At 69.3% G+C, this 22,802-nt stretch carries 20 protein-coding genes; 14 read left to right on the forward strand and 6 right to left on the reverse strand.

Features of this window, described 5'->3' with window-relative positions; all coding sequences use genetic code 11:
• Nucleotides 1–66: 66 nt before the first annotated feature.
• Together IEY31_RS17230 and IEY31_RS17235 are read right to left on the reverse strand one after the other, a co-directional pair.
• Nucleotides 67–567: an acyl-CoA thioesterase gene (locus tag IEY31_RS17230; RefSeq protein WP_188974195.1), complete on the reverse strand. Its 501-nt coding sequence runs from the start codon at nt 565–567 to the stop codon at nt 67–69.
• A 7-nt stretch (nt 568–574) separates the two neighbouring features.
• Nucleotides 575–895, reverse strand: a complete 321-nt coding sequence (locus tag IEY31_RS17235) for a 4a-hydroxytetrahydrobiopterin dehydratase (protein WP_188974196.1) — start codon at nt 893–895, stop codon at nt 575–577.
• A 473-nt stretch (nt 896–1,368) separates the two neighbouring features.
• Here IEY31_RS17235 and mutS point away from each other — a divergent pair, with 473 nt between their 5' ends.
• The 11 genes from mutS to IEY31_RS17290 all read left to right on the forward strand — a co-directional run bounded on the left by mutS (nt 1,369) and on the right by IEY31_RS17290 (nt 15,583).
• Nucleotides 1,369–3,921 carry a DNA mismatch repair protein MutS gene (mutS, locus tag IEY31_RS17240; protein ID WP_188974197.1) on the forward strand — a complete coding sequence of 851 codons (2,553 nt, stop codon included), beginning with the start codon at nt 1,369–1,371 and terminating at the stop codon, nt 3,919–3,921.
• A gap of 104 nt (nt 3,922–4,025) precedes the next feature.
• Nucleotides 4,026–5,420 (forward strand): FAD-binding oxidoreductase, encoded by a 1,395-nt coding sequence (locus tag IEY31_RS17245; protein WP_188974198.1) that lies wholly within the window; start codon nt 4,026–4,028, stop codon nt 5,418–5,420.
• 198 nt (nt 5,421–5,618) lie between these two features.
• The gene (locus IEY31_RS17250; RefSeq protein ID WP_188974199.1) at nt 5,619–7,133 is read left to right on the forward strand and encodes a 3-keto-disaccharide hydrolase; all 1,515 of its coding nucleotides are present in this window, start codon (nt 5,619–5,621) and stop codon (nt 7,131–7,133) included.
• A 93-nt stretch (nt 7,134–7,226) separates the two neighbouring features.
• Nucleotides 7,227–7,625: a hypothetical protein gene (locus IEY31_RS17255; protein WP_188974200.1), complete on the forward strand. Its 399-nt coding sequence runs from the start codon at nt 7,227–7,229 to the stop codon at nt 7,623–7,625.
• A 350-nt stretch (nt 7,626–7,975) separates the two neighbouring features.
• Nucleotides 7,976–9,508: a glycine--tRNA ligase gene (locus IEY31_RS17260; protein ID WP_188974201.1), complete on the forward strand. Its 1,533-nt coding sequence runs from the start codon at nt 7,976–7,978 to the stop codon at nt 9,506–9,508.
• A gap of 129 nt (nt 9,509–9,637) precedes the next feature.
• On the forward strand, nt 9,638–11,323 hold the full coding sequence (locus IEY31_RS17265) for a glycerol-3-phosphate acyltransferase (protein ID WP_188974202.1): 1,686 nt from the start codon (nt 9,638–9,640) through the stop codon (nt 11,321–11,323).
• A 131-nt stretch (nt 11,324–11,454) separates the two neighbouring features.
• Nucleotides 11,455–12,978 carry a phospholipase D-like domain-containing protein gene (locus tag IEY31_RS17270; protein WP_188974203.1) on the forward strand — a complete coding sequence of 508 codons (1,524 nt, stop codon included), beginning with the start codon at nt 11,455–11,457 and terminating at the stop codon, nt 12,976–12,978.
• A gap of 49 nt (nt 12,979–13,027) precedes the next feature.
• The gene (gene ispH, locus IEY31_RS17275; RefSeq protein WP_188974212.1) at nt 13,028–14,023 is read left to right on the forward strand and encodes a 4-hydroxy-3-methylbut-2-enyl diphosphate reductase; all 996 of its coding nucleotides are present in this window, start codon (nt 13,028–13,030) and stop codon (nt 14,021–14,023) included.
• Nucleotides 14,024–14,104: 81 nt separating this feature from the next.
• Nucleotides 14,105–14,908: a [LysW]-aminoadipate kinase gene (locus tag IEY31_RS17280; protein WP_188974204.1), complete on the forward strand. Its 804-nt coding sequence runs from the start codon at nt 14,105–14,107 to the stop codon at nt 14,906–14,908.
• A gap of 29 nt (nt 14,909–14,937) precedes the next feature.
• Complete coding sequence (locus tag IEY31_RS17285; RefSeq protein ID WP_188974205.1) at nt 14,938–15,267, forward strand: YbjQ family protein; 330 nt, start codon at nt 14,938–14,940, stop codon at nt 15,265–15,267.
• 28 nt (nt 15,268–15,295) lie between these two features.
• Nucleotides 15,296–15,583, forward strand: coding sequence for a hypothetical protein (locus IEY31_RS17290; RefSeq protein WP_188974206.1), 288 nt, complete (start codon nt 15,296–15,298; stop codon nt 15,581–15,583).
• A 137-nt stretch (nt 15,584–15,720) separates the two neighbouring features.
• Here IEY31_RS17290 and IEY31_RS17295 read toward each other — a convergent pair whose 3' ends face one another.
• The 4 genes from IEY31_RS17295 to IEY31_RS17310 form a co-directional block, all read right to left on the reverse strand.
• Entirely contained in the window at nt 15,721–17,064 is a 1,344-nt protein-coding gene (locus tag IEY31_RS17295) for a S1C family serine protease (protein ID WP_188974207.1), read from the reverse strand.
• A 116-nt stretch (nt 17,065–17,180) separates the two neighbouring features.
• Nucleotides 17,181–17,612 carry a S1 RNA-binding domain-containing protein gene (locus IEY31_RS17300; RefSeq protein WP_188974208.1) on the reverse strand — a complete coding sequence of 144 codons (432 nt, stop codon included), beginning with the start codon at nt 17,610–17,612 and terminating at the stop codon, nt 17,181–17,183.
• 123 nt (nt 17,613–17,735) lie between these two features.
• The gene (locus IEY31_RS17305) at nt 17,736–19,874 is read right to left on the reverse strand and encodes a hypothetical protein (protein WP_229723746.1); all 2,139 of its coding nucleotides are present in this window, start codon (nt 19,872–19,874) and stop codon (nt 17,736–17,738) included.
• A complete protein-coding gene (locus IEY31_RS17310; RefSeq protein WP_188974209.1) occupies nt 19,871–20,446 on the reverse strand; it encodes a glycerol-3-phosphate acyltransferase in 576 nt (191 codons plus the stop codon). The genes IEY31_RS17305 and IEY31_RS17310 overlap by 4 nt, the downstream gene beginning before the upstream one ends.
• Before the next feature lie 97 nt (nt 20,447–20,543).
• Between IEY31_RS17310 and IEY31_RS17315 the strand changes: the two genes are divergently transcribed.
• The 3 genes from IEY31_RS17315 (at nt 20,544) to IEY31_RS17325 (ending at nt 22,723) form a co-directional block, all read left to right on the forward strand.
• Complete coding sequence (locus IEY31_RS17315) at nt 20,544–21,311, forward strand: HesA/MoeB/ThiF family protein (RefSeq protein WP_188974210.1); 768 nt, start codon at nt 20,544–20,546, stop codon at nt 21,309–21,311.
• A gap of 206 nt (nt 21,312–21,517) precedes the next feature.
• A complete protein-coding gene (locus IEY31_RS17320) occupies nt 21,518–21,862 on the forward strand; it encodes an HU family DNA-binding protein (RefSeq protein WP_188974211.1) in 345 nt (114 codons plus the stop codon).
• A 366-nt stretch (nt 21,863–22,228) separates the two neighbouring features.
• Nucleotides 22,229–22,723 (forward strand): CarD family transcriptional regulator, encoded by a 495-nt coding sequence (locus tag IEY31_RS17325; RefSeq protein ID WP_188974214.1) that lies wholly within the window; start codon nt 22,229–22,231, stop codon nt 22,721–22,723.
• The last annotated feature ends 79 nt before the right edge of the window (nt 22,724–22,802 follow it).

Raw genomic sequence — 22,802 nt, forward strand, 5'->3', positions numbered from 1 at the left:
GTGCCATGCTCAAGTCTGACAGGGGGAGCGGCATGCCGCTCCCCCTGTCAATGGCCAAAGTCCAGCTTAGAGGCGAGCCGGGAATTGTGGTTGCGACGCGAAGCCGAAGCGTTCAATCACGGCCGCTGGGGTCCGTCTGGGACGGCCCGTGTCCGGATCAACCCAGACCCACTCGGTCTGGCACTCGGCCAGCCGCAGACCGCGCTGCGGTGGGTCGCCGCCGTTCACGCGGTCGACGGTGTAGGCGCGCACGCTGCGCAGGCCAGCGTGGACGGTCAGGGCCGTGCGGACGCGCACCCGGTCGCCGAGCAGGGCCGGGCGGTGGTAGGTGATGATGTGCTGCCGTGCCACCGGCACCGCGCCCAGCGCACGCAGGGCGTCGGTGCCCAGGCCCAGCCGTTCAGCGTGGGCTCGGGCCACCTGCTCGCACCACACCAGATACACGGTGTTGTTGACGTGATTCATCTCGTCCAGATGCTCCGGCCCGACCCTCAGCCGCAGCTCGTGCCGCCGCGCGGGAGGCAGGCCGTCCCACAGGGTATCGGCGTCCGGAATGCTCAGCTTCATGGGCGCTTCAGGCGTGGCCGCTGTCCAGCAGTCCGTTAACCGCCTGCGCGCCCGCAATGTCCAGTTTCGTGATGCCGCCCGCATCGTGCGTGAAGTAGTTGAGCCGGACCCGCCGGTAGAAGATGTGGATCTCCGGGTGGTGGTTCTGCGTCTCGGCCAGCGCCGCCACCCGCACCGCAAAGTCCACCCCGGCCTGGTAGCTGTCAAAGGTGAACTCGCGCGTCAACAGGCCGTCGTCGCCCCACCAGCCGTCGGGCTTGAGGTCATGCACATCGCCGTCACTCAGGGTGCGCTCCGGGTCGTAACCCATTCGGGGATCGTAGGCCATCTGCCCATGTTACGGGACGCTCAAGACCGGGTGGCCGGATCGTCAGGAGATGACTCAGAGGACTGCAGTAAGTTGCACGTTGTCAATTTGAACTTTGTCAGATTTGTTTAAGAGCACTCTATCTAAACTTTTCATATTCCTTCTTAAATCCGATTTAGCGAGGTGTCTTATGAGTATCTGGATCCGCCGGTTCAGGGCCCTGTTCAATCCACCTCTTGCTCATGATTTACCAGCACCTGACCTAATAATTCAGTCCGGCAGTTCTGCCACGTCGCCTCGCCCAGCCACGCCGCCTATTACAGAGCTTGACCTACTCAGGGCTCTAGGGTGCGACGTCTAGATCTGTCATAGGTCCGGCCTAGATGGCTGCAGACCACGCTAAAGCTCTCGACCCCGCACTCAGCAGGGCTTTTTGCAGTATTGCCGCCCAGCTCCCCATGCCTGCGTGCCCCGCCCGCTATGCTGCGCCCCATATGCGGGTGGCCCAGAAGGTGTTGAAGGGAACGGGCAACGGGGCGCTGCCGCCGATGCTCGAGCAATACGTGCGGATGCGCGACGAGGTGGCCGCGCAGCTGCCGCACGCCATCCTGCTGTTTCAGGTGGGCGACTTCTACGAGACATTCGGCGAGGACGCCGAGCGCGCTGCCCGGCTGCTGCGAATTGCGCTGACCCACAAGAGCAGCCGGGACTTCAGCACCCCGATGGCCGGCATTCCGCTGCGGGCACTGGACAGCAATGTGGAGCGCCTGCTGGCCGCCGGGGTATGCGTGGCGGTGGCCGATCAGGTGGAGGAACCCGGCAGCGGGCTGGTGGAGCGCAAGGTCACGCAGCTACTGACCCCCGGCACCGTGACCGAGGAACGTCACCTCAGCGCTGACGAGAACTACCTCGCGGCGGTGGCCACCGGCGACGGCTACGCGCTGGCGCTGCTGGACATCAGCACCGGCGAGTTCCGCTGCGCCGCCTTTCATACCCGCTCGGCGCTGTACGACGAACTGTCGCGCTGGCGGGCGCGTGAGGTGCTGCTGGCCCCCGAGCTGTCCGGCAATCCGGCGCTGCTCTCGGACTTCCAGACCCGCTTTCCGGTGATGCTCTCGCCGGCCAACTTTGAGGAAGACGGTTGCTGCGATGAGCTGAGAACCGTGCTGGGCGAGGTGCCGGGCAGCCTGAACTCGGCGGCGCTGCGGCGGGCCTGCGGGGCGGTGCTGGGTTACGCCCGCGTGACGCAACAGGGCGAACTGCGGATGGTGCGCCGCGCTGTGCGCTTCGAGCCGGGAGCGCACATGCGGCTGCCCGAGGCGGCGGTGCGGGCGCTGGAGCTGTTCACGGCCCAGGCACCCGGCGGCGTGGCCCTGATGGACGTGCTGTCCCAGACGCGCACGGCAGGCGGGCGGCGCAGGCTACGGGCCTGGCTGCGCGCCCCGCTGCTGGACGAGCTGAGCATCCGCGCCCGGCTGGACAGCGTGGAGACCCTGACCCGCGCCGCCGACCTGCGGACCGGGGTGCGCTCGCTGCTGTACCGCGCCCACGATCTGGAACGGCTCTCGGCGCGGGTGGCCGTCAAGCGGGCCACCCCCCGCGAGGTGGCCTCGCTGGCGCGCACGCTGGAGCTGCTGCCCGAGGCCGTGCGGCTGCTGGACGGCCTGGACGGCCTGCTGGGCGGCGTGCGGACCCGGCTGGACGGCCTGCCTGAAGTCGTGACCCGCATCCGCGCCGCACTGGTGGACGATCCGCCCATCCGCGCCGGGGACGGCGGGCTGATCCGTGACGGCTTCCACGCCGGTCTGGACGAATTGCGCAGCGCGGCAGTGGGTCACCGCGCGTGGCTGGCCGAGCTGGAACTGGCCGAGCGGGCCAGAACCGGCATCGGCAACCTCAAGGTGGGCTTCAACAATGTCTTCGGGTATTACCTGGAGGTCACCGGGCCGCACCTGGGCAAGGTGCCCCCGGACTACCGCCAGATCGCCACCCTGAAAGACCGTGCCCGCTTCACCCGCCCGGACCTGCGCGAGCGCGAGCGCGAGATTGCCCGGCTGGAACAGGCCGCCGAACGGCTGGAACTGGAGGTCTTCACCGAGCTGCGCGACAGCCTGGCCGCCCACGCCGAGGCACTCTCGGAGGCGGCCGGGGCGCTGGCTGAGCTGGACGTGCTCTCTGCCCTGGCCGAGATCGCCGTGGAGTGCGGCTGGACCCGCCCGCAGACGGTGGACGGCGGCGCGCGCCTGACCCAGGCCCGGCATCCGGTGGTGGAGGCAGCCACCGGCGGCAAATTCGTGCCCAACGACGCCGTTCTGGGGCCAGGGCGCACCACGCTGCTGCTGACCGGCCCCAACATGGCCGGCAAGTCCACCTACCTGCGCACCGTGGCCATCTGCGCGCTGCTGCACCAGATTGGCTCGTTCGTCCCGGCTGACGGGGCGGACCTGCCGGTGTACGACGCCATCCACACCCGCATCGGGGCCAGCGACGATCTGGCCGGCGGGCGCAGCACCTTCATGGTGGAGATGTCGGAACTGGCGGCCATCCTGCACGGCGTCACCGCCCGCAGTCTGGTGATTCTGGACGAGGTGGGGCGCGGCACCTCCACGCTGGACGGTCTGGCCATCGCGCAGGCGGCGCTGGAACACCTGCACGGCACCGGGGCGCACACGCTGTTCGCCACCCACTACTTCGAGCTGACCCGGCTGGAAGGCGAGCACCCCGGTCTGGTCAACCTGCACGTCGCCGCCGAGGAGGATGAGAGTGCCCATGACGGGCGCGGCGGCCTGACCTTCTACCATCAGGTGATTCCCGGCGCGGCCCGCCAGAGCTACGGCGTGGAGGTCGCGCGGCTGGCCGGGCTGCCCGCCCCGGTCACGGCACGCGCTGCCCGCCTGCTGACCGCCCTGAACACCGGCAGTGATGACGGCCGCCTGACCCGCGAACTGGCCGCCCTGGACCTGGGCCGCCTGACGCCGCTCCAGGCGCTGGAGCTGCTGCACGGCTGGCAGCGGGCCGTGGTGGGGGCCGAACCCCAGCAGGCCTGAAGCTGGGCAGTGGGCCAGCCTCGCCCTGTGCAGTTTTGGGGCCGGGAGGACGCACCCCTACCTCCAAACCATCCCAGAAAACCGCCCATGCCAAAGGAGTGCCCATGACCACCCTGTCCCGTCCCGATACCCTGTCCCCCGCTGCTCTGGAGGGGTTGCGCACCCGCTTCGGCGGGCAGCTCAGCACCGCCCAGGCCGTCCTGGAGGCGCATGGCCGCGACGAGAGCCGCCAGGAACTCGCCCTGCCGCACGCTGTGCTGTTTGCAGAAAGTGAGGCGGATGTGGTGGACGCGCTGCGGCTGGCCCAGGAATACGGCTTTCCGGTGGTGCCCTTCGCGGTGGGCAGCAGCCTGGAGGGACAGGTGGTGCCGGTGGCAGGCGGGCTGTCCTTAGACGTGAGCGGCATGAACGCGGTGCTGGAAGTGGCGGCGGGCGGCTTTCAGGCCACCGTGCAGCCGGGGCTGACGTACCCGGAACTGAACCGGCAGCTCCGTCATCTGGGCCTGTTCTTCCCGGTCGATCCCGGCGCGGAGGCCAGTCTGGGCGGCATGGCGTCCACCAATGCCAGCGGCACGGCGGCGGTGCGCTACGGCACCACGCGCGACAACGTGCTGGAGCTGCGGGTGGCATTGGCCGGGGGCGAGGTGATCCGGGTGGGCAGCCGGGCCAGAAAGACCAGCGCCGGGTATGACCTCAAGAACCTGTTTATCGGGGCCGAGGGCACGCTGGGCGTGATCACCGAGCTGACGGTCCGGCTGTGGCCGCTGCCCGCGCATCTGGTGGTGCTGCGGGCCAACTTCGCGACGCTGGGCGAGGCGGCCCGGTGTGCCGTGGACATCATGGGCGCGGCGCTGCAACCCGAGCGGCTGGAATTGATCGACGAGCGCCAGATTCACGCGGTCAACGCTCACAAGGGCACCGCCTTTCCCGAGGCTCCTACGCTGTGGATCGAGCTGGCCTCTCCCAGTGAAACCGCGCTGGCCGAGGCGCTGGCGCTGTGCCGCGAACTGGTCACCGACGGCGGTGGCACGGGGCTGCATGCCGCCCACAGCGCCGGGGAACGCGCCCAGTTGTGGGAGGCCCGACACCACGCGTACTACGCCATCACTGCGCTGCACCCCGGCCACGTCAACAGGACCACCGACCTGTGCGTGCCGCTGCATCACCTGCCGGAGGTGGTGGAGTTCACCCGCCAGCAGGCCGACGCGGCGGGCCTGGACGCCAGCATCGTGGGACATGTCGGGGACGGCAACTTTCATGTGCTGTTCCACGCGCCCCCGGACGACGCGGACACCTGGGCCAGGGTGGACGCCGTCTACGACGCCATGATCACCCGCACGCTGTCGCGCGGCGGCACCTGCAGCGGCGAGCACGGCGTCGGGCTGCACAAACGCGCCTATCTGGCCCGCGAGCACGGCGACACGCTGGAGCTGATGCGCGGCATTAAGACGCTGCTGGATCCGGCGGGCGTGATGAATCCGGGGAAAATCCTGCCCTGAGGGGCGCGCCGGGCCCACGGCGACGCGCGGGTGGGCCTCTGAATCCTGAGCCGGAATGGACAGGTCCTCTCACCGAGCCGGGAAATCATGGGGCATATGCCGAACGGCGACGCGCGGCGGCACCTACCCCGGCCTCGCCACGCTGTTCCCGGTGTCGCCGACATTCCACGGACCTGCCAGGTCCCACCGAGGAAAACCATGCCTGACGCTCTATCCCGCCCCCGCCCCGCCCCCCGTCCCCTGTCGGTGCCCCCACGTGAGGCCCTGCGCCGCCTCGGCCTGGCCCTGCTGCTGGGCGGAGGGCTGTCGGCCTGTGCTGGGGAGGCCGGCCTGGCCGCGCCCCCGCCCGTGGAGGACGGCCTGGCCCCGCCGCTGCAGCCGCAGACCGTCTGGACCGCGCTGTTCAACGGCCAGAACCTGGGCGGCTGGTCCACGTGGCTGCCGTCGCGTGGGGTGGACAACGACCCGGAAGGCGTGTTCCGGGTCACGGACGGTGAGCTGCGCGTGCTGGACGTCGCGCCCACTGCCGGGGACCGGGAGTACGGCTACCTGCTGACCAGCAACCGCTACGCCAACTACCGTCTGCGCCTGCAGTACCGTTGGGACACCCGGAAATTCGCGCCGCGCCTGAACGAGCCGCGCGATTCGGGCGTGCTGTACCACGTCACCGGCCCCAACACACTCTGGCCCAGCAGCGCGGAATTCCAGATCATGGAAGGGGCCACCGGCGACCTGTGGGGACTGGCAGGCACCAACTTCACGTCCACAGTCAGTGATCCGGGGGCCAGGGAACTGAAGCACGACCCCTTTGGAAAACCCGTGACCACCCAGGAGCCTGCGGACGGCTACCGCCGGATGGTCCGGGCCGACGGCGTCCGCGAGGTGGCCGGCTGGAACACGCTGGAACTGGTGGTGTCGGGCGATCAGGCCACGCAGATCGTCAACGGGCAGGTGGCGGCCCAGGCCACCGCACTGCGTGCGCCGGGCGGCGCCCCCCTGACGGCGGGCCGTATCGCCCTGCAGGCCGAGGGGGCAGCGGTGTCATACCGCGAGATCGAGCTGCGCCCGCTGGCCTACCTGACCCCGCCCCAGGGCGCGCGGGTGCTGCTGGGCAGCGCCAGCACCCCGCAGAGCGTGGGGGCCGACTGGCTGGACCGCCGGGGGAGTGAGGTCCGGTGGCCGGTGCAGGGCGGCGTGGCCACCGTCCGGCCCAGCAGCGATCCGCGCGACACCAACGACATTCAGACGCGTGACTCCTTCGGCGATTTCCGGCTGCATCTGGAGTTCCGCCTTCCCGCCACCCGCGCGGAGCTGGGCGAACAGGACCGGGCCAACAGCGGCGTGTACCTGCAGGGCCGCTACGAGGTTCAGATTCTCGACTCCTTCGGGGGCGCCCTGGCGGGCCAGAACGACCTGGGGGCCATCTACGGCCAGCACGACGCCAGCAGCAACGCGGCCCTGCCGTCCGGCACCTGGCAGAGTTACGACATTGAGTTCCGCGCCGCGCGCTGGAGCGGCGGCCAGAAAACCGAAAACGCCCGCGCCACAGTCTGGCTGAACGGCGAGAAGATTCAGGACAACGTGGTCCTGAGCGGCCCGACCATGCTGGGCGCTCCCGAGGCCGAGACGCCGGGGCCAATCGTGCTGCAGGACCACGGCAGCGGCGTCAGCTTCCGCAACATCTGGGTGGAGTCTGGGGGAAGCACGCCCTGAGGGGTGACGGATCCGGCGTGGCCTGCCTCAGCGCTGACGCACGCCCCACCGGATCAGGCGTCTGCCTGAGATGAGAGTCGGTACATTGCGCGCATGACTGCCACGGACCGCTTTGACCGCCTCTTTGAGCGCTGCGTCGCCGAGCACGGACGCTTCAGTCACCCGGCCCACATCCATCTGGCGTGGCTGTTGCTGGAAGAGGCACCGGCGCTGGAGGCCTTGGCCACCACCTTCGACACCGGGCTGCGTGCCCTGGCACAGCGGCTGGGGCTGACCGGCAAATACAACGCCACCCTGACCACCGCGTACTTCTTTCTGGTGCTGGAACGCCGGGCCGCGGGTCAGGGCTGGGAGGCCTTCGCTGCCGCGAACCCCGACCTGCTGGACTGGGAGGCCCGGACCAGATTGCTCGGCCCCTATTACGACGCCGCCACCCTGGCGTCGGAGGAGGCGCGGCGGAGCTTTGTCATGCCGCGCAGGCCGCAGCGCTGACCACAGGGGTCCACCCAGGGCCAGCGGGTGGAGCCAGGGACCGCGCCCCCTTGACCCCCTCCCCCGCCGCGGGCGACAATGCCCGCAGCGTTGATCCGCAGGAGTAGCGCGCATGTGCCCGGTAGAGCGAGCCTGAGACGGTGGAAGTCAGGTGGGCGGCAGCGCGTGAAGGGCGGCGGGGAGCTGTTGGCAGAGCAAAAAGGGCCAGGAGGCGGCAGACCGCCGCGTTCTGGAACTGGGGTGGAACCGCGCGAGTCCTTGAATTTGCGTCCCCAGACGGACCGGTCCGGTGCCGTCTGGGGCGTTTTTGCGCCCTTCAGCGGGCCGGCGGCCCGGAAGGAGAATCCCCTATGCCCGCATCATCGATGGAAGAGCTGGTCAGCCTGTGCAAACGCCGCGGTTTTATTTTTCAGGGCAGTGAGATCTACGGCGGCCTGCAGGGCTTCTACGACTACGGCCCCCTCGGCGTGGAGCTGAAGAACAACATCAAGGCCGCGTGGTGGAGAAGCAACGTCTACGAGCGCGATGACATGGAAGGCCTGGACTCCAGCATCATCATGCACCGCATGGTGCTGCGCCACAGCGGCCACGAGGCGACGTTCTCGGACCCCATGGTGGACAACAAGAAGAACAACAAGCGCTACCGTCTGGACCATCTGGTGAAAGACCAGAAGGCGGACGTGGTGGCGCGGGTCGCCGCCGAGATGGGCGCGGACCCGGCCAACTTTCCGGCGGTGGTGGCGGCGCTGAACGCCAGCCCGGCGCAGGCCTCGGAAGCGCTTAAGGCGGCCGGCGTGCGCGACCCCTTCTCCGGCGAGGTGGGCGACTGGACCGAGCCCAAGCCCTTTAACATGATGTTCAAGACCACCATCGGCCCGGTGGCCGACGAGGACAGCTACGGCTACCTGCGCCCGGAAACGGCCCAGGGCATCTTCACCAACTTCAAGAACGTAGTGGACTCCACCTCTCGCCGCCTGCCCTTCGGCATCGCGCAGATCGGCAAGGCCTTTCGCAACGAGATCACGCCGCGCAACTTCATCTTCCGGGTGCGTGAGCTCGAGCAGATGGAAATCGAGTTCTTCTGCGTGCCCGGCACCGACGAGGGTTGGCACGAGCACTGGCTGGAAAAGCGGCTGAGCTGGTGGGAGGCGCAGGGCGTGCCGCGCAGCAGGATCGAGATTCTGGATGTGCCGCCCGAGGACCTGGCGCACTACTCCAAGCGCACCTACGACCTGATGTACGACTACCCCACCCTGGGCTTTGAAGAAATCGAGGGCATCGCCAACCGCAGCGACTACGATCTGGGCTCGCACACCAAATCGCAGTCCGAGCTGAATCTCGTCGCCACCGTCGCCGAGAACAACGACTCCATCGCCAAGCTGACCATCCCGCACCCCGAGACGAATAAGCCCGTCGTGCCGTTCGTGATCGAGCCGTCCGCCGGGGTGGACCGGGCGCTGCTGGCGGTGCTGAGCGAGGCATTTACCAAAGAGACGCTGGACAACGGCAGCGAGCGGATTGTGCTGAAGCTCAGGCCCCATCTGGCCCCGATCAAGGTGGCGGTAATTCCGCTGGCGCGCAACCGTGAGGAAATCACCAGCGTCGCCAGGGCGATCAAGGCTGAACTGCAGGGCCTGGGCCTGGGCCGGGTGCTGTACGAGGACAGCGGCAACATCGGCAAGGCGTACCGCCGCCACGACGAGGTGGGCACGCCGTACTGCGTGACCGTGGACTTCGACACGCTGGGTCTGGGCGGCGGCGAGGGCAAGACGTCCGATCCGGCGCTGAGGGACACCGTGACGGTGCGGGACCGCGACACTTTGAGCCAGGAGCGGGTGAAGATCAGCGAACTCGCGGGCTGGATTCGCGAGAAACTGCGGTAACCCTGGCCGCCGCCTGACGCGGCAGGACGCCAGACAGGAGGGTGCGGGGGGCCGGGGCGGCCTCCCGCTTTTCCCTGCCTGACCTTCCGCTGCCGCCGGAACCTGCCCGAAAGCCCTAGAATGGCCGACATGTTGTTTCTGTCGGCCCTGTTGCTGCTGGTGGCCTTTCTCGTGGGCAGCCTGCCGCTGGGGTATCTGCTGCTCAGCCGCGCGGGGGTCAATGTCCGCCTCAGCAACGCGCACAACCTGGGGCTGGAGAACATGCTGCGGCTGGTGGGGCCGGGACTGGCGACGGCCTCGGCGCTGCTGGACGCGGGCAAGGGACTGCTGGCGGTGCTGATGGCCTCCAGCCTGGGGCGTCCGGAGGTCACGGTGCTGGCGGCGCTGGCCGCGTATCTGGGCCACCTGAACCCCCCGCACGCGCTGTACCGCCCGCTGTACGGCACAGTGCCGCCCCGCGGGCGCGGAAACCTGACGCTGCTGGGCGCGCTGGCAGGGCTGGCCGTCACCGGGGCGCTGCCGCTGTGGGTGGCGGCCCTGCCGGTGGTGGTCTACGCGGGCGTCACCGGGTACTGGGGCTACGTCAGCGCGGCGACCCTCGCGGGCCTGAGCGCCTTTGCCGTGGCCGTGGCGCTGCTGCCGGTGGGCACGCCGGCCAAGCTGGCGGGGCTGGGGCTACTGGTGGCGGCCGGATGGCGCTTCAAGGAGAACATCGGGCGCATGCTGGACGGCACCGAGCCCAGGTTCGGCGAGGAGGTGCCGCTGGCCGGCAAGCGCAGCGACGAGGTGGTGGCCGCCTTCATGATCCACCCCATGACGCTGGAGAACTTCTGGTCCGCCCGCCGCTTCGCGTGGCTGCGGCCGCTGGTGCAGCGCGGCGTGATCAGCGAGCGCACCGTCCGCCAGATGGCCGAGAACCTGCGGCCCATGAAGGTGGGCGAGCTGCGCGGCATCCGCACGCCCGAGGGCCAGAGCATCCGCTGCTACCTGCTGTCGAGCCCGCTGCTGCCCGACGTGTTCGACACGCAGCCGGAACTGGCCACCCGCCGGGCCATCGAGGGCGCGCGGCTGGCCCACGAGCTGGGCGCGGAGGTCTTCGGGCTGGGCGCGTTCTGGTCCGTGGTGGGCAACAAGGGTGTGGACGTGCAGGCCGCCGTGCCGGAAATCACCGTGACCAACGGCGGCGCCTACACCTCCGGCACCATCAAGGCCGCCATTCCGGGCATCCTGAGGCACTTTGAATCGGAGGGCCGGGACCTGGGGGCCGCCACCGCCGGCATCGTAGGCGCCAACGGCGTGGTGGCCTTCGGCATCGCACGGACCATCGCGCCGCAGGTGGCCAGGGTCATCATGCTGGGGCGCAACATGGACAAGCTTGAGCGCAGCGCCGCCACCCTGCGCCGGGCCAATAAGGACACCGAGATCATCACGACCACCGATTACGCCGCGCTGAAGACGGCGGACCTGATCTTCTCGGCCACCAGCGATCCGGAGCCGGTGATCTTCCCGCAGCACGTCAAGCCCGGCACCTGGATCTTCGACGAGGGCCGTCCGGCAGATGTGGACGAGAGCGTCTCCCGCGTGCCGGGCGTGCGGATCATTCCCGGCGGCGTGGTGCGCCCGCCCGGCGGCATGACCAGCGCCATCGACCTGCAGTTCGGCGAGGGCGCGGTGCCGGCCTGTCTGGCCGAGACGCTGATCATCGCTGCCACCGGCGAACACCACCGCAAGAGCCTGGGGCCGCAGACGCTCAGCGAGAACATCAATTTCTTCGTGGAGCAGGCCGCGCGGCTGGGGTTTGAAGTGGTGGACTGAGGGAAACGCCCATCCCTTCCGTCCCCTGACCGTCCCCGCCCCGCGCTTCCCAAACTGACGCCACTCTAAGAAGCGCCGGGGCCTGTCTTGAATTGCGGCCCGGCGCGGTTTCGGCCGCCCTATGCTGCGGTATGCCCGGCTGCCTCCCGCGCCTCCTGCTGACCCTGGCCCTGGCCTGCGGGGGCTGGGGGCTGGGGGCCGCGTTGCCGCTGTTTCTGGGGCCGGTGTGGCCCGCCGCGCCCGTGAACCTGCTGGCCTGCGACCCGCCGACGGACCCGCTGGAACACGCGCTGTGGCGGGTGGTCACCGCGAACGGACGGCCAGACACCAGTTGCGGCAACGCCTTTGGCGGCTACCTGCGTACGCCGCGAAGCGTGGACACGCCGCTGGACGCCTTCGAGATCACCGCCGGTCAGATCGTCGGTGCCCGCAGCGAAGTCCTGCTGACCAACATGGAGTGGCACGCCGGACCGGGCCATCCCGGCTGGAGCTTTGCCCAGGCGGCGGCCACCCTGTACGGGCGGGTGCGGACGGACCCCGCCGCGTACCCCCAGGGCATGACGGTGCGGGTGCTGCTGGGCGGCTTCCCGGACCTGATCAACCCGGACGGCCGCACGCAGCCGCTGGCGCTGCTGGGCGATCTGCTGCGGCTGGGCGTGCCGATGCAGGACGACCGCGTGGGCTGGCAACTCAGCCTCCTCAATTACCGGTACCTGCCGCACAGCCACGTCAAGCTGCACGTCATCGACGGCCAGGACCTGACGGTGGCCGGGTACAACTACACCAACTGGCACCTGCCGGGCACCGAGCCGGGGGGCCAGGACCTGCACGACCTGGGCCTGCGGATGACCGGCCCGGTGGCGCAGAGCGGCGTGGCCGTGTTCGATGACCTGTGGCGGCACAGCTTGCAGTTGCGCTGCCCGGCCGGGGTGACGCGGGCGGAGGCCGAAGCACAGTGCCAGATGACGCCGCCGGACCCGGTGACGCACCCGGCGGCGGCACGCAGGGCCGTGCCCACCGGGAATTCCCGCGCCTTCATGCTGTACCGCCGCCCCGGAGACGACGCGGCGGACCGCGCCCATCTGGCGCTGCTGGGCGCGGCAAAACGCCAGCTTGATCTGCAGCAGGCGGATTTCGGGCCCACGCCAGGCTGCTGGGGCGCGTACCTGAACCCGCAGGGCTGCGGTCCGGACAGCTGGCCGGTATACCTGAGTGCGGTGTTGCAGGCCATCGGACGCGGGGTCCAGGTCCGGCTGCTCACCGTGGATTATGGGGTGGGCGCCCCGGCCAACCGTAGCGGGGTCACGCTGCTGCGTCAGGCGCTGCGCCGCCGGGGCCTTGAGGACCGCTTTCAGGCCCGCTACACCACCTTCAAGATGCACGCCAAGGCCTTGACGGTGGACCGGCGCGTGGTGGTAACCGGCAGCATGAACTTCCACTTCAGTGCCTGGGGCCAGCTTGGATTGGCCGAGGCCGCACTGGCCACCAACGACCCGGCGGCAGTGGCCGAACAGGAGGCCCGTTTCGAGCGTGTGTGGAACACGGGCAGCCGCGCGGTCCCGGAGGAATGGTGGCTGAAGAACGTGCCGCCCGACCCCGTGCCTGGCCCCGGCGCCGGGACACCCGACACGGTCATGCCCCGGCCCGGCCCGTAGACTGAGGCCATGACTGACCCCTCCCCCACCCGGCCCGTGCGTGCGCGGCATGGTTGAGCGCGTGTATCTCGCCAAGCCGCGCGGCTTCTGCGCGGGCGTGGTCATGGCCATCGGCGCGGTGGAACGGGCCGCCCGCACCGAGGACAGGCCGGTGACGGTCTACCACTCGATTGTCCACAACCACACCGTCGTCGACCGGCTGCAAAGCGCCCACGGCGTGCATTTCGTGGAAAATCTAGATGACATCACGGCGCTGCCAGAGGGCGGCGACACCGTCGTGTTTTCCGCGCACGGCATCAGCCCCCTGGTACGCGAGCGGGCGCGGGCGCTGGGGCTGGCCACCATCGACGCGACCTGTCCGCTGGTCACCAAGGTCCACACCGAGGCCAAGAAATACGCCCGCGAGGGCCACACCATCCTGCTGATCGGCGACAGCGCCCAGCACCAGGAGGTGATCGGCACGCGCGGTGAGGCCCCGGACAGCACCATCCTGGTGGGCGTGCTGGGCAAGCGCGGCGAGGGGCTGCACGATCCACACACGGTGACCGTGCCGGACCCCGAGCGGCTGGTGGTGCTGACCCAGACCACCCTGAGCGTGGACGACACGCGGCGCACGGTGGACATCCTGAAAGCCCGCTTTCCCAACCTGATCGTGCCGCCCAGCGAGGACCTGTGCTACGCCACCAAGAACCGCCAGGACGCGGTCAAGGCCATCGCGCCCAACGTGGACGCCTTTCTGGTGCTGACCAGCACGCATTCCAGCAACGGCATGCGGCTGCTGGAACTGGCCGCCGAGACGTGCGGCCGGGCCGAGCGGCTCGAGACCGTGGATGATCTGGCGGAGCTGGACCTGGGCGGCGTCCAGGCCATCGGCATCACCAGCGCCGCCAGCACCCCCGACGACCTGGTGCAGGCGGTGGTGGCCCACTTCCGCGCCCAGAACCCGCAGTTGCAGGTGATCGAGGAGGGCGAGTGGGAGAACATCGAGTTCCGCGAGCCGAAGAAGATCCTGGCCAGCCAGCCGCTGCCGCGCACGATGGGCTGAGCCGAATGGGGACAGGGTCTGAAGGTCTGGGCGCCCGCCCGCCGTCCTTTGCTCTAGCATGCCCCGCATGAAGGTGCAGGCATGATTGTGGTTAAGGTGGGCGGCAGCGCCGGAATCGATTACGACGCGGTGTGCAGCGATCTGGCGGCGCGCTGGAAGGCAGGCGAACGTCTGATCCTGGTCCACGGCGGCAGCGGTGAGACCAACCGCGTGGCCGAGGCCCTGGGCCACCCGCCCAAGTTCGTGACCAGTCCCAGCGGCTACACCAGCCGCTTCACGGACCGCCAGACCCTTGAAATCTTCGAGATGGTGTACTGCGGCAAGATCAACAAGGGCATCGTCGAGCGGCTACAGCGCCTGGGCGTCAACGCGGTGGGCCTGTCGGGGCTGGACGGACGCATCTTTGAGGGCCGCCACAAGGACAGCGTGCGGGCGGTGGAAAACGGCAAGGTCAAGGTGCTGCGCGGCGACCACACCGGAACGGTGGAGCGGGTCAACACCGGGCTGATCGAGCTGCTGCTCACGGCCGGATACCTGCCGGTGCTCACGCCCCCCGCCAGCAGCTACGAGGGCGTGGCAATCAACGTGGACGGGGACCGCGCCGCCGCCGCGCTGGCCGTGGCCCTGAAGGCCGAGGCGCTGCTGCTGCTGTCCAACGTGCCGGGGCTGCTGCGTGAGTACCCGGACGAAGCCAGCCTGATCCGCCAGATTCCGGCGGGCAACGTGGAAGCGTACCTGGAATTCGCCCAGGACCGCATGAAGAAGAAGGTGCTGGGTGCGGCGGAGGCGGTGGCGGGCGGCGTGCAGCGCGTGATCTTCGGCGACGCCCGCGCCGGGCAGCCCATCACGGCGGCGCTGAACGGGGCCGGGACGGTGGTGTCGTGACTGTGCCGCGCCGCAGCGCAGGAGGGACCATGGACCCGTTGCTGATCACCACCACCAACGAACTCGAGGGGTACCGCGTGACCCGCCAGCTGGGCGTGGTGCGCGGCCTGACCGTGCGCTCGCGCAGCGTGCTGGGCAACCTCGGCGCGTCGCTGCAGACCATGCTGGGCGGCAACATCACCCTGTACAGCGAGCTGGCCGAGAAGGCCCGTCAGGAGGCGTTTGACCTGATGGTTCAGCACGCCCAGGAACGCGGGGCCAACGCCATTCTCGCCATGCGCTACGACGCCAATGAGATCACCGACGGCGTGACCGAGGTGCTGGCCTACGGCACGGCGGCGGTGGTGGAGCCGCGCTGAAGTCCTCCATGACAGGCCCCCGGTCTCAATGAACGCCACCGAACTGCTGACCTATCTGGGCGCCAGAGGCGGCCAGGAATACCGCGTCACTGCCCTACTGCACGTGGGCCGGGGCCGCATGGCCAGTGTGCGCGAGCTGGGCGAGTACCGCCTGAACATGCGCGGCGCAAGCGTGCAGGCCACCGGCCCCAGCGGGCAGACGCGCCTGCTTGACCGGGACGAGTTCCTGGCCGTCTTCGGCAGCTACGCCTTCAGTCCCGCGACACCCACCGGGAAAATGACCGATCTGGGGCCGCTGTTTGGATCCTTCGGGTAAAGGGCGTCCGGAACGCGGACCCTCCATAAGTCTTCCGGATGGGCCGGCATCCGTATCGCCTGCCCCGCCCGCGCCAGACCCGCAAAAAGGGCAGAGGTCACAACCCCCTGCCCACACCTGTCGCGGTCCTGTCCCGCTTACGGCTGCTGCGCCTTGGGGAAGGTGACGTCGCCCAGGTTGACCGTGACCTCGCGGGTCTCACCGCCGCGCTGAACGGTCAGCTGCACGCTGTCGCCCACGCTCTTGCCCAGCACGGCGCTCTGCAGGCTGTTGTCGTCGGAGATCGGCTGGCCGTCGATGGCCGTGATCAGGTCGCCGTCGGTGGAGACCGATGAGGTCTGGCCCGTGGCGGGGTTGGTGAGCTTGATGCGCTCGTTGCTGCCCGCCTGGAGCCTGGCGTTGGCGGCAGGACTGCCCGGCACCACGCTCTGCACCAGCGCGCCGTTTTCCGGCAACCCGGCGGCCTCGCGCTGCTGGGCGCTCAGGCCGCTCACGTCGGTGAAGGTGATGCCCATGCGCGGCGGCTGCACCACGCCGCCCTTGCCCGCCTGCAGCTGGGGCAGCAGTTTCTTGACCGTGTTCACCGGGATGGCAAAGCCCACGCCCGCGCTCTGGCCCGCACCGCCGGTCAGGATCTGGGTGTTCACGCCGATCACCTCGCCCGCACTGTTCAGCAGCGGGCCACCAGAGTTGCCGGGATTGATGGCCGCGTCGGTCTGAATCAGGCTCTGCTTGATGCCCTGCATGCCCACCGGGGCGGTGCGCTCCAGGCTGCTGATGATGCCCTCCGAGACGCTGAAATCCAGGCCGAACGGCGCGCCCATGGCGATGGCCTTGAGGCCCACGTCCAGTGCGGCGCTGTCGCCCAGCGGAATCGGCTGAATCAGGGTCCTGGGCAGCCCCTCGGCGCGGATCAGCGCCAGATCGAAGTCGGGGGCGCGGGCAATCACCTTCGCCTTGTACTCGGTCTTGTCGCCGTGCACGCGGATGGTGATCTCGCTGGCCCCGTCCACCACATGGTTGTTGGTGATGATGTCGCCCCCGCTGGAGACGAAGAAACCGCTGCCGGTGCCGGTCTGGGGCTGGGGCGTACCCATGTCGCCCAGCGGACTGTCGCCCTCACCAAAGGGGAACCCGAAGGGCATCTGCTCCTGCATCCGCTTGCGCAGCTGGGCCTGCGGACTGCTGCTGCTGTCCTCGGTCACGCTGACGTAGACCAGACCGCCCTGGCGCTGCTTGACCACGCCAACCGTGTTCGACTCGGACTCGGTGCGCGCCCGGCCATTGTTGTAGGTGTTCGACTGGGCCAGCGGCGACGCAGGGGGGGTGGCCAGCGCCTGCACCATCTGGCCCTGGGCCGGCTGGGACGCCGTGGCAGGCGAGGCGTTCAGGGCGGAAGAGCGGTCATTGATGCCGTAGCCCACGAACGCGCCGAGGGCCAGCGTACCCGACAGGGCCAGAATAGAAAGGTTCTTCTTCATGGCCACAGCATGCCGCCCGCCGGTTACACGGCGGTTAAAGCCCCAGCAGCAGAAAGCTCCCGGTCAGCGGAGACCGGGAGCCTGTGGGTTGTACCGGACGGATGTTGACCCGGACGTTACTTCTTGCGCTTGCCGCCGCCGCCGCCCGGCTTCTTGGGGCCGCCGGTGGTCGTGCGTTCCTTGGCGTCACGCATGAACGAGCGCAGCTTGGCCTCGAATTGCGGGCTCTGGCGCCCGATGGCGCGCGGGCGCGGCACCTCCTCGGGCTCTTCGAGCAGCTCCTTGATCGACAGGTCCAGGCGGCCCCGCTCGTCGCGGCCCAGCACCTTGACCTCGATGTTCTCGCCCTCGCGCACGTGGTCGTGGATGTTGCGCACGAACGAGTGGGCAATCTGCGAGATGTGAACGAGGCCCGTTTCGCCGTTCTCGAACTGGATAAACGCGCCGAAATCGGTCACACGGGTTACGCGGCCCTCGGCCACCGCGCCAGAATCAAGTTGCACTAAAGAAGTTCTCCTAGGGAAAGCATGGCTCACATGGTACACCATGCGGACGCGCCGCGAGTTGCTTCTCTGAGCTGAGGTTAATGTTGTGTGTGCGACTGCGTCTGGGCCGGTCAAAAACAGGAAGGCTCTCTGGTGCTGGGCAGCGTGGGCCGGGGCGCTGGGTATTCAGACCTCTGCCCGCGCCGCCCAGCGCGAGCGGCGGTAGTGCCGGACCTCGGCGGTCAGCAGAATGACCGTGTTGAGAAAGTAACTCAGGGTCAGCGCGGCGATCAGGCCGCCGCGCAGGGCACCCGAGGCCAGCAGCGGCAGCGCCGGGAACGTGGCCCCCCCGGCCAGCGGGGCCAGCGCCGCGACCGCCGCCGCCCACAGCAGCAGCAGCATGCCGCCCCAGGGGCTGCCCATCAGGCCGGTGCCCGGCAGCAGCAGGGTCAGCGCCCGGACCAGCGGGGCGCGGGCCTGGGCCGGGGTCAGGGGCGTGCGCGGCAGCAGCAGCGAGACCAGCATCGCGGCGGCCAGCAGGGCGGCCACCAGCAGCGCCCAGCCCAGGCGGGCGCTGCGGCCCGGCGCCGGGGTCAGCACCTGGGCCGGATTCAGCAGGGCCTGACGCAGCGTCACGCTCAGGTCACCGGTCACGGCGCGCGTCACGCTGCGCTGGTCCGGGTAGCACAGCCGGGACTGACCGGGGCGGTAGCTGCGCTGGAAGCTGGCGTCCGGCGTGTTGGGGTTCAGGCCCAGGTTGAACGCGGCGGCGCCCAGGTCGGGACGGCCGGTCAGGGCAGCGCGGTACTGCTCGCGGGCCTGGGCCTCGTCGCCACGCGCCTGCGAGATCGCGCCCAGGTTGTTCAGGGCGCAGGCGTCGGGCAGGGCCGCCGTGTAGATCTGCCGGGCCACCGCGTCATCACCGTCAAGCTGCGCTGCCAGACCGCTCAGCAGGGCGCTGTCGGGGCCGGGCCGCAGGTTCAGGTCACTCAGCCCGGCGCTGCCCCAGCCGCCGCCGTAGGTGCCGATGTTCAGCGCCGGGGCGCGCAGGGCCGCGCCGGCCAGGTTGGCCCACTGCCAGCCGCCCAGCGAGGCCACCAGCCCCGCCAGCAGCAGCGTCAGCAGCAGCCGCTCGCTCAGGGAGGCGTAGGCCACCGCAACGTACCGTGCCCGTGCCAGCGGCCGGCGCAGCCAGCCCAGCAGGCGCCCGCCCAGCGGCCGGGTGGCCAGCCCCTGGGGCCGCCAGGCCCGCAGCGTCACGGCCGCCAGCGCCGCACCCAGCGCCAGCAGCAGCGTCAGCGTCACCAGCCGCGCGGCGTCCCGCACGCTGCCCAGGCCGTCGGGTCCCAGGTTGTACAGCGTGCCGGCCCGCAGCGAGCGCGAGAACTGCCGCCATTCCTCGGCCTCCCCCGCGCGGCCCTGGGCCTCCAGGATGCCGGCGTAGCGCTCGTACAGTGCCGGACCACCCTCGAAGCGCGGGTGCAGCTCGCGGAGGTACGCCATCCAGGCGGCGGCGCGGGCCAGCCGGTTCTGGTTCAACAGCGTGCCCACGTACGCACTGGGGTTGCCGTACGCGGCCAGTGCCGTCCGGCCCACCGGCACGTCGGGATCTATCCCGCGTGAGGCGGCGTCGCGGCGGGCACGGTCCAGCGCCAGATCGGCGGCCGCCGGGTAGCCCGACGCGTCCAGTTGCGCGGCCAGCTGAACCCACGCCGGAAACGGCAGGGAGGTGCCCAGCGCCCGCCGCACGGCGCTGAGGGCCGCGTAGCTGTCGCCCTGGGCGCGGCGCTGTCCGGCCAGACGAAGCAGCAGGAATGGGTTGGTGGGGTCCTCGCTGGCCGCAGCCTGCACGCCCGCTTCCGGCACTGCCAGCGCCGCGCTCAACAGCCAGCCGGTGACGGCCGGGTCAGGCGGCAGGACCACCCGCTCCTGCACCAGCACGCCCCCCGCGCCCCCGGCCAGCGTGAAGCGCTCGGCGTAGCCGTCCCCGGCGGTGCTGACGCGCACCACGCCCCCCGACGCGTCCAGGGTGGTCACCGGCCCTGGCAGGTCGGCGCGGCCCAGCACGCGGCCCGCCGCGCTGTAGACGTAGACCTTGGGGCCCACGCCCAGGTACACGGCGCCGCCCACCTCCAGCGGGCCGCTCAGGTCGCCGCGCGCCGCCGGATAGCTGCGCTGCCAGACCAGCTGCGCGCCGTCCTCATAGCGCAGGGTCCGGCCTTCCAGCACGGCGGCGGCGCTGGCCTCTGGGCCGCACATGCCCATCAGGCCAAGCACCAGCCCACCGGCAGCCCAGCCCCACCAGCTCCGCCCGGCGCGGCTCACGGCCTGTCCCGGCCCGCCGGCGCGGCCAGCAGGTGAACGGCCCGCAGCGCCATGACCGCGCTTCCTGCCAGCAGGTCACCCAGGCCGCCGTAACGCAGGCTCAGCAGCAGGCCTGCCGGCACGGCAACGGCGGCAGCAAACGGCACGGCGTTCAGTTTCAGGCGGCGTTGCAGGGTGGCCCGGTACAGCGGAATCACGGCCAGCCCCAGGGCCAGTGCGCCCAGCAGGGTCAGCGGGGCCGCCACCAGCAATGCCCCCAGGAAAGGCGCGATGCCGCCGCCGCCCCGGAACCGGAAGAACACCGGGTAACAGTGGCCCAGCACCACCGCCAGGGTGGCCAGCCAAGTCAGCTCAGGCGCCAGTACGTGGGCCAGCGCCACGGCCAGCACACCCTTCAGGATATCCCCGGCGGTGACCAGAATGGCGGCGTTGCGCCCGAACTGCCGGAAGGTGCCGCTGCCCCCAGGCAGGTCGCGGCCCAGGATGTCGTCCCCGCGCGCCCGCGCGTACAGCACGCCGGTGACCAGCGATCCCAGCAGGTAGGACAGGGCGGCAACCAGCAGGGCTAACATACGCGCCGCATTGTAGGGCAGCGCCGCCGCAGGGAAGCCCGCGGACCGCCTGTGATGTGAACGGTCCGGCACCCCCACTTCCTCTACACTCGCAGCGATGAGCACCGCTGAACCCAGGAGGCAGACGCGTCCGGACCCCGAATCCCTGAGCCGTGACGAACTGCGACGCTACTCGCGGCAGCTGATGGTTCCCGAATGGCTGGAGGCCGGCGCGCAGGAGCGGCTACGGCGCTCCAGCGTGCTGCTGGTGGGCGCCGGCGGTCTGGGGGGCCCGGTGGCCCTGCAATTGGCCGGGGCTGGCGTAGGGCGGCTGGTGATTGCCGACGGCGACACGGTGGGGGTCAGCAATCTGCACCGCCAGACCCTGTTCACCGCCGCCGACGTGGGACGAAGCAAGGCGGAGGTTGCAGCGGCGCGTGTCCAGGCACTCAATCCCTTCGTGCAGGTCCAGACGGCCCCCAGACTGGAAGGCACGGACATGGACCGCGCCATGGGCGGCACGACGCTGGTGGTGGACGCCACCGACAATTTTGAGACGCGCTACGCTCTGGCCGACGCCTGCATGCGGGCGGAGCGCGAATGGGTCTGGGGCGCGGCGAGCGGCACCAGCGGCATGGTCAGCGTGTTCGGCCCGCACCTGGGCCTGCGTGACTTGTTTCCCACCCCCGGCAACGCGCCGTCCTGCGATGAGAGCGGCGTTCTGGGGCCGGTACCCAACATCGTGGGCAGCCTGATGGCCCAGGAGACCCTTAAGCTGCTGGGCGGCCTGGGAGACCCACTGCGGGGCCGTCTGTGGACTTTTGAAGCACTGTCTGGCCGGGTCCGGATCTTGAAGCTGGCATCTGCCGTGCTTTCCAGTTCTTAATTTAAATTAAATTTATTATTCATTCTATAGGGCGTTGTGGCGCTTATCTCCTCGGTTTTTGTCTGTGATTTGTCCGGCGAGGAACAGCACGTTGCCGGGAAAAAAGCAGCCGTGGCGCGCCATCCTGGGGATTGACTGGCAATAAACGTGTGTTAAGGTGCATTTGAGCCAACAATTCGCTCAATTCAGATTCCGGAGGTTTGCATATGGCCAAGAGCACCAGACCCGCCGCCAGGAAGCCCACTACCAAAGCTGCACCCGCAAAAAGCGCGACCAGCAAGATTGCCAAGACCCAGATCGTCGACATGGTCGCCGACAAGACCAGCTTGAACAAGAAACAGGCCGGCGAGGCCGTAGCCGCCGTGTTGGACAGTGTGGTCTCTGCCTTACAAGGCGGCAAGAGCGTGGGCCTCCCTGGCCTGGGCACCCTCAGCGTGACCCAGACGGCGGCCCGCACCGGGGTGCGCCCGGGTACCAGTCAGAGAATCACGATTCCCGCAGGCAAGAAGATCCGGTTCAAGGTGGCCAGCACCCTCAAGGGCACCTTGTAGAACTGGAGCACTCTCGAGACAGCTTTTTAAGAGGCACAGGTTCAGAGCGTCTGGCAACAGCAGGCTCTGAACGTGTGCCTCTCTGTTGCCGTTCGGGGCCACTTGCATTGTCAGCACGTCTCTACACGTAACGCACAACACTTTGGAAAGGAAGGTGCTTTTCTCACTTTCTTGAGTTATTCTCTCTCCTATGCAACAGTCCCGGAGAATACCGGAACGATGGAGTGAGGCGCCGCAGCGCAACGCAGCGCAGGCACGCTTGTCCTCAGATGCCAACCCTGGCCGGGTGACCCCCCATGGCAGGAGCCCGAAGCAGACCGCACGTCTCCAGGGCGCGCTGGCCTGGGAGAAAAGCTCTTGAAACAGATGGTCTATGTCACCGGCGACCGGGTCGTGCTGCCTCCCTACGGCCTCGGCGTGATCAGCGGCACCTGCCAGCGTCCGGTGGGCACGGTTACCCACGACTACTACGAGTTGCAGTTCACGCATACGGCCAGTCGCGCCTATGTCCCGGTGGCGGCGCCGCACAGCGCGGGCATGCGCCCCGCCCTGACCGAGCGCGATCTGCCGGAACTGCTGAGCCAGTTGCAAAACAGCAGCCTGACCCTGCCACACCAGTGGGCTGCCCGTCAGCGCCTGGTGGCCGAGATTCTCGCCGGCGGCCAGCCGCTGGAACTCGCGGTCCTGACCTGTGAGTTGCGCCGCTGGAACACTGAGCGGGGGCTTCCCGACCTAGACCGCCAAGCGTTCCGGCGGGCCATCAGACTGCTGGAGCAGGAGGTCAGCGGTCTGGAGGACCACAACGCACGAAAGGTCCAGCAGTTGCTGGACCTTGCCTGGCACGAGAATCCTCACCATTGATCGGGACCCAGCACAGGCACAGACAATAACGCAGCGCCCCCAACTTTCGTTGGGGGCGCTAAGGTAGATGAAATCAGAC

Origin of the sequence: Deinococcus aerolatus (genome assembly GCF_014647055.1) — a bacterium.
Lineage (GTDB): Bacteria > Deinococcota > Deinococci > Deinococcales > Deinococcaceae > Deinococcus > Deinococcus aerolatus.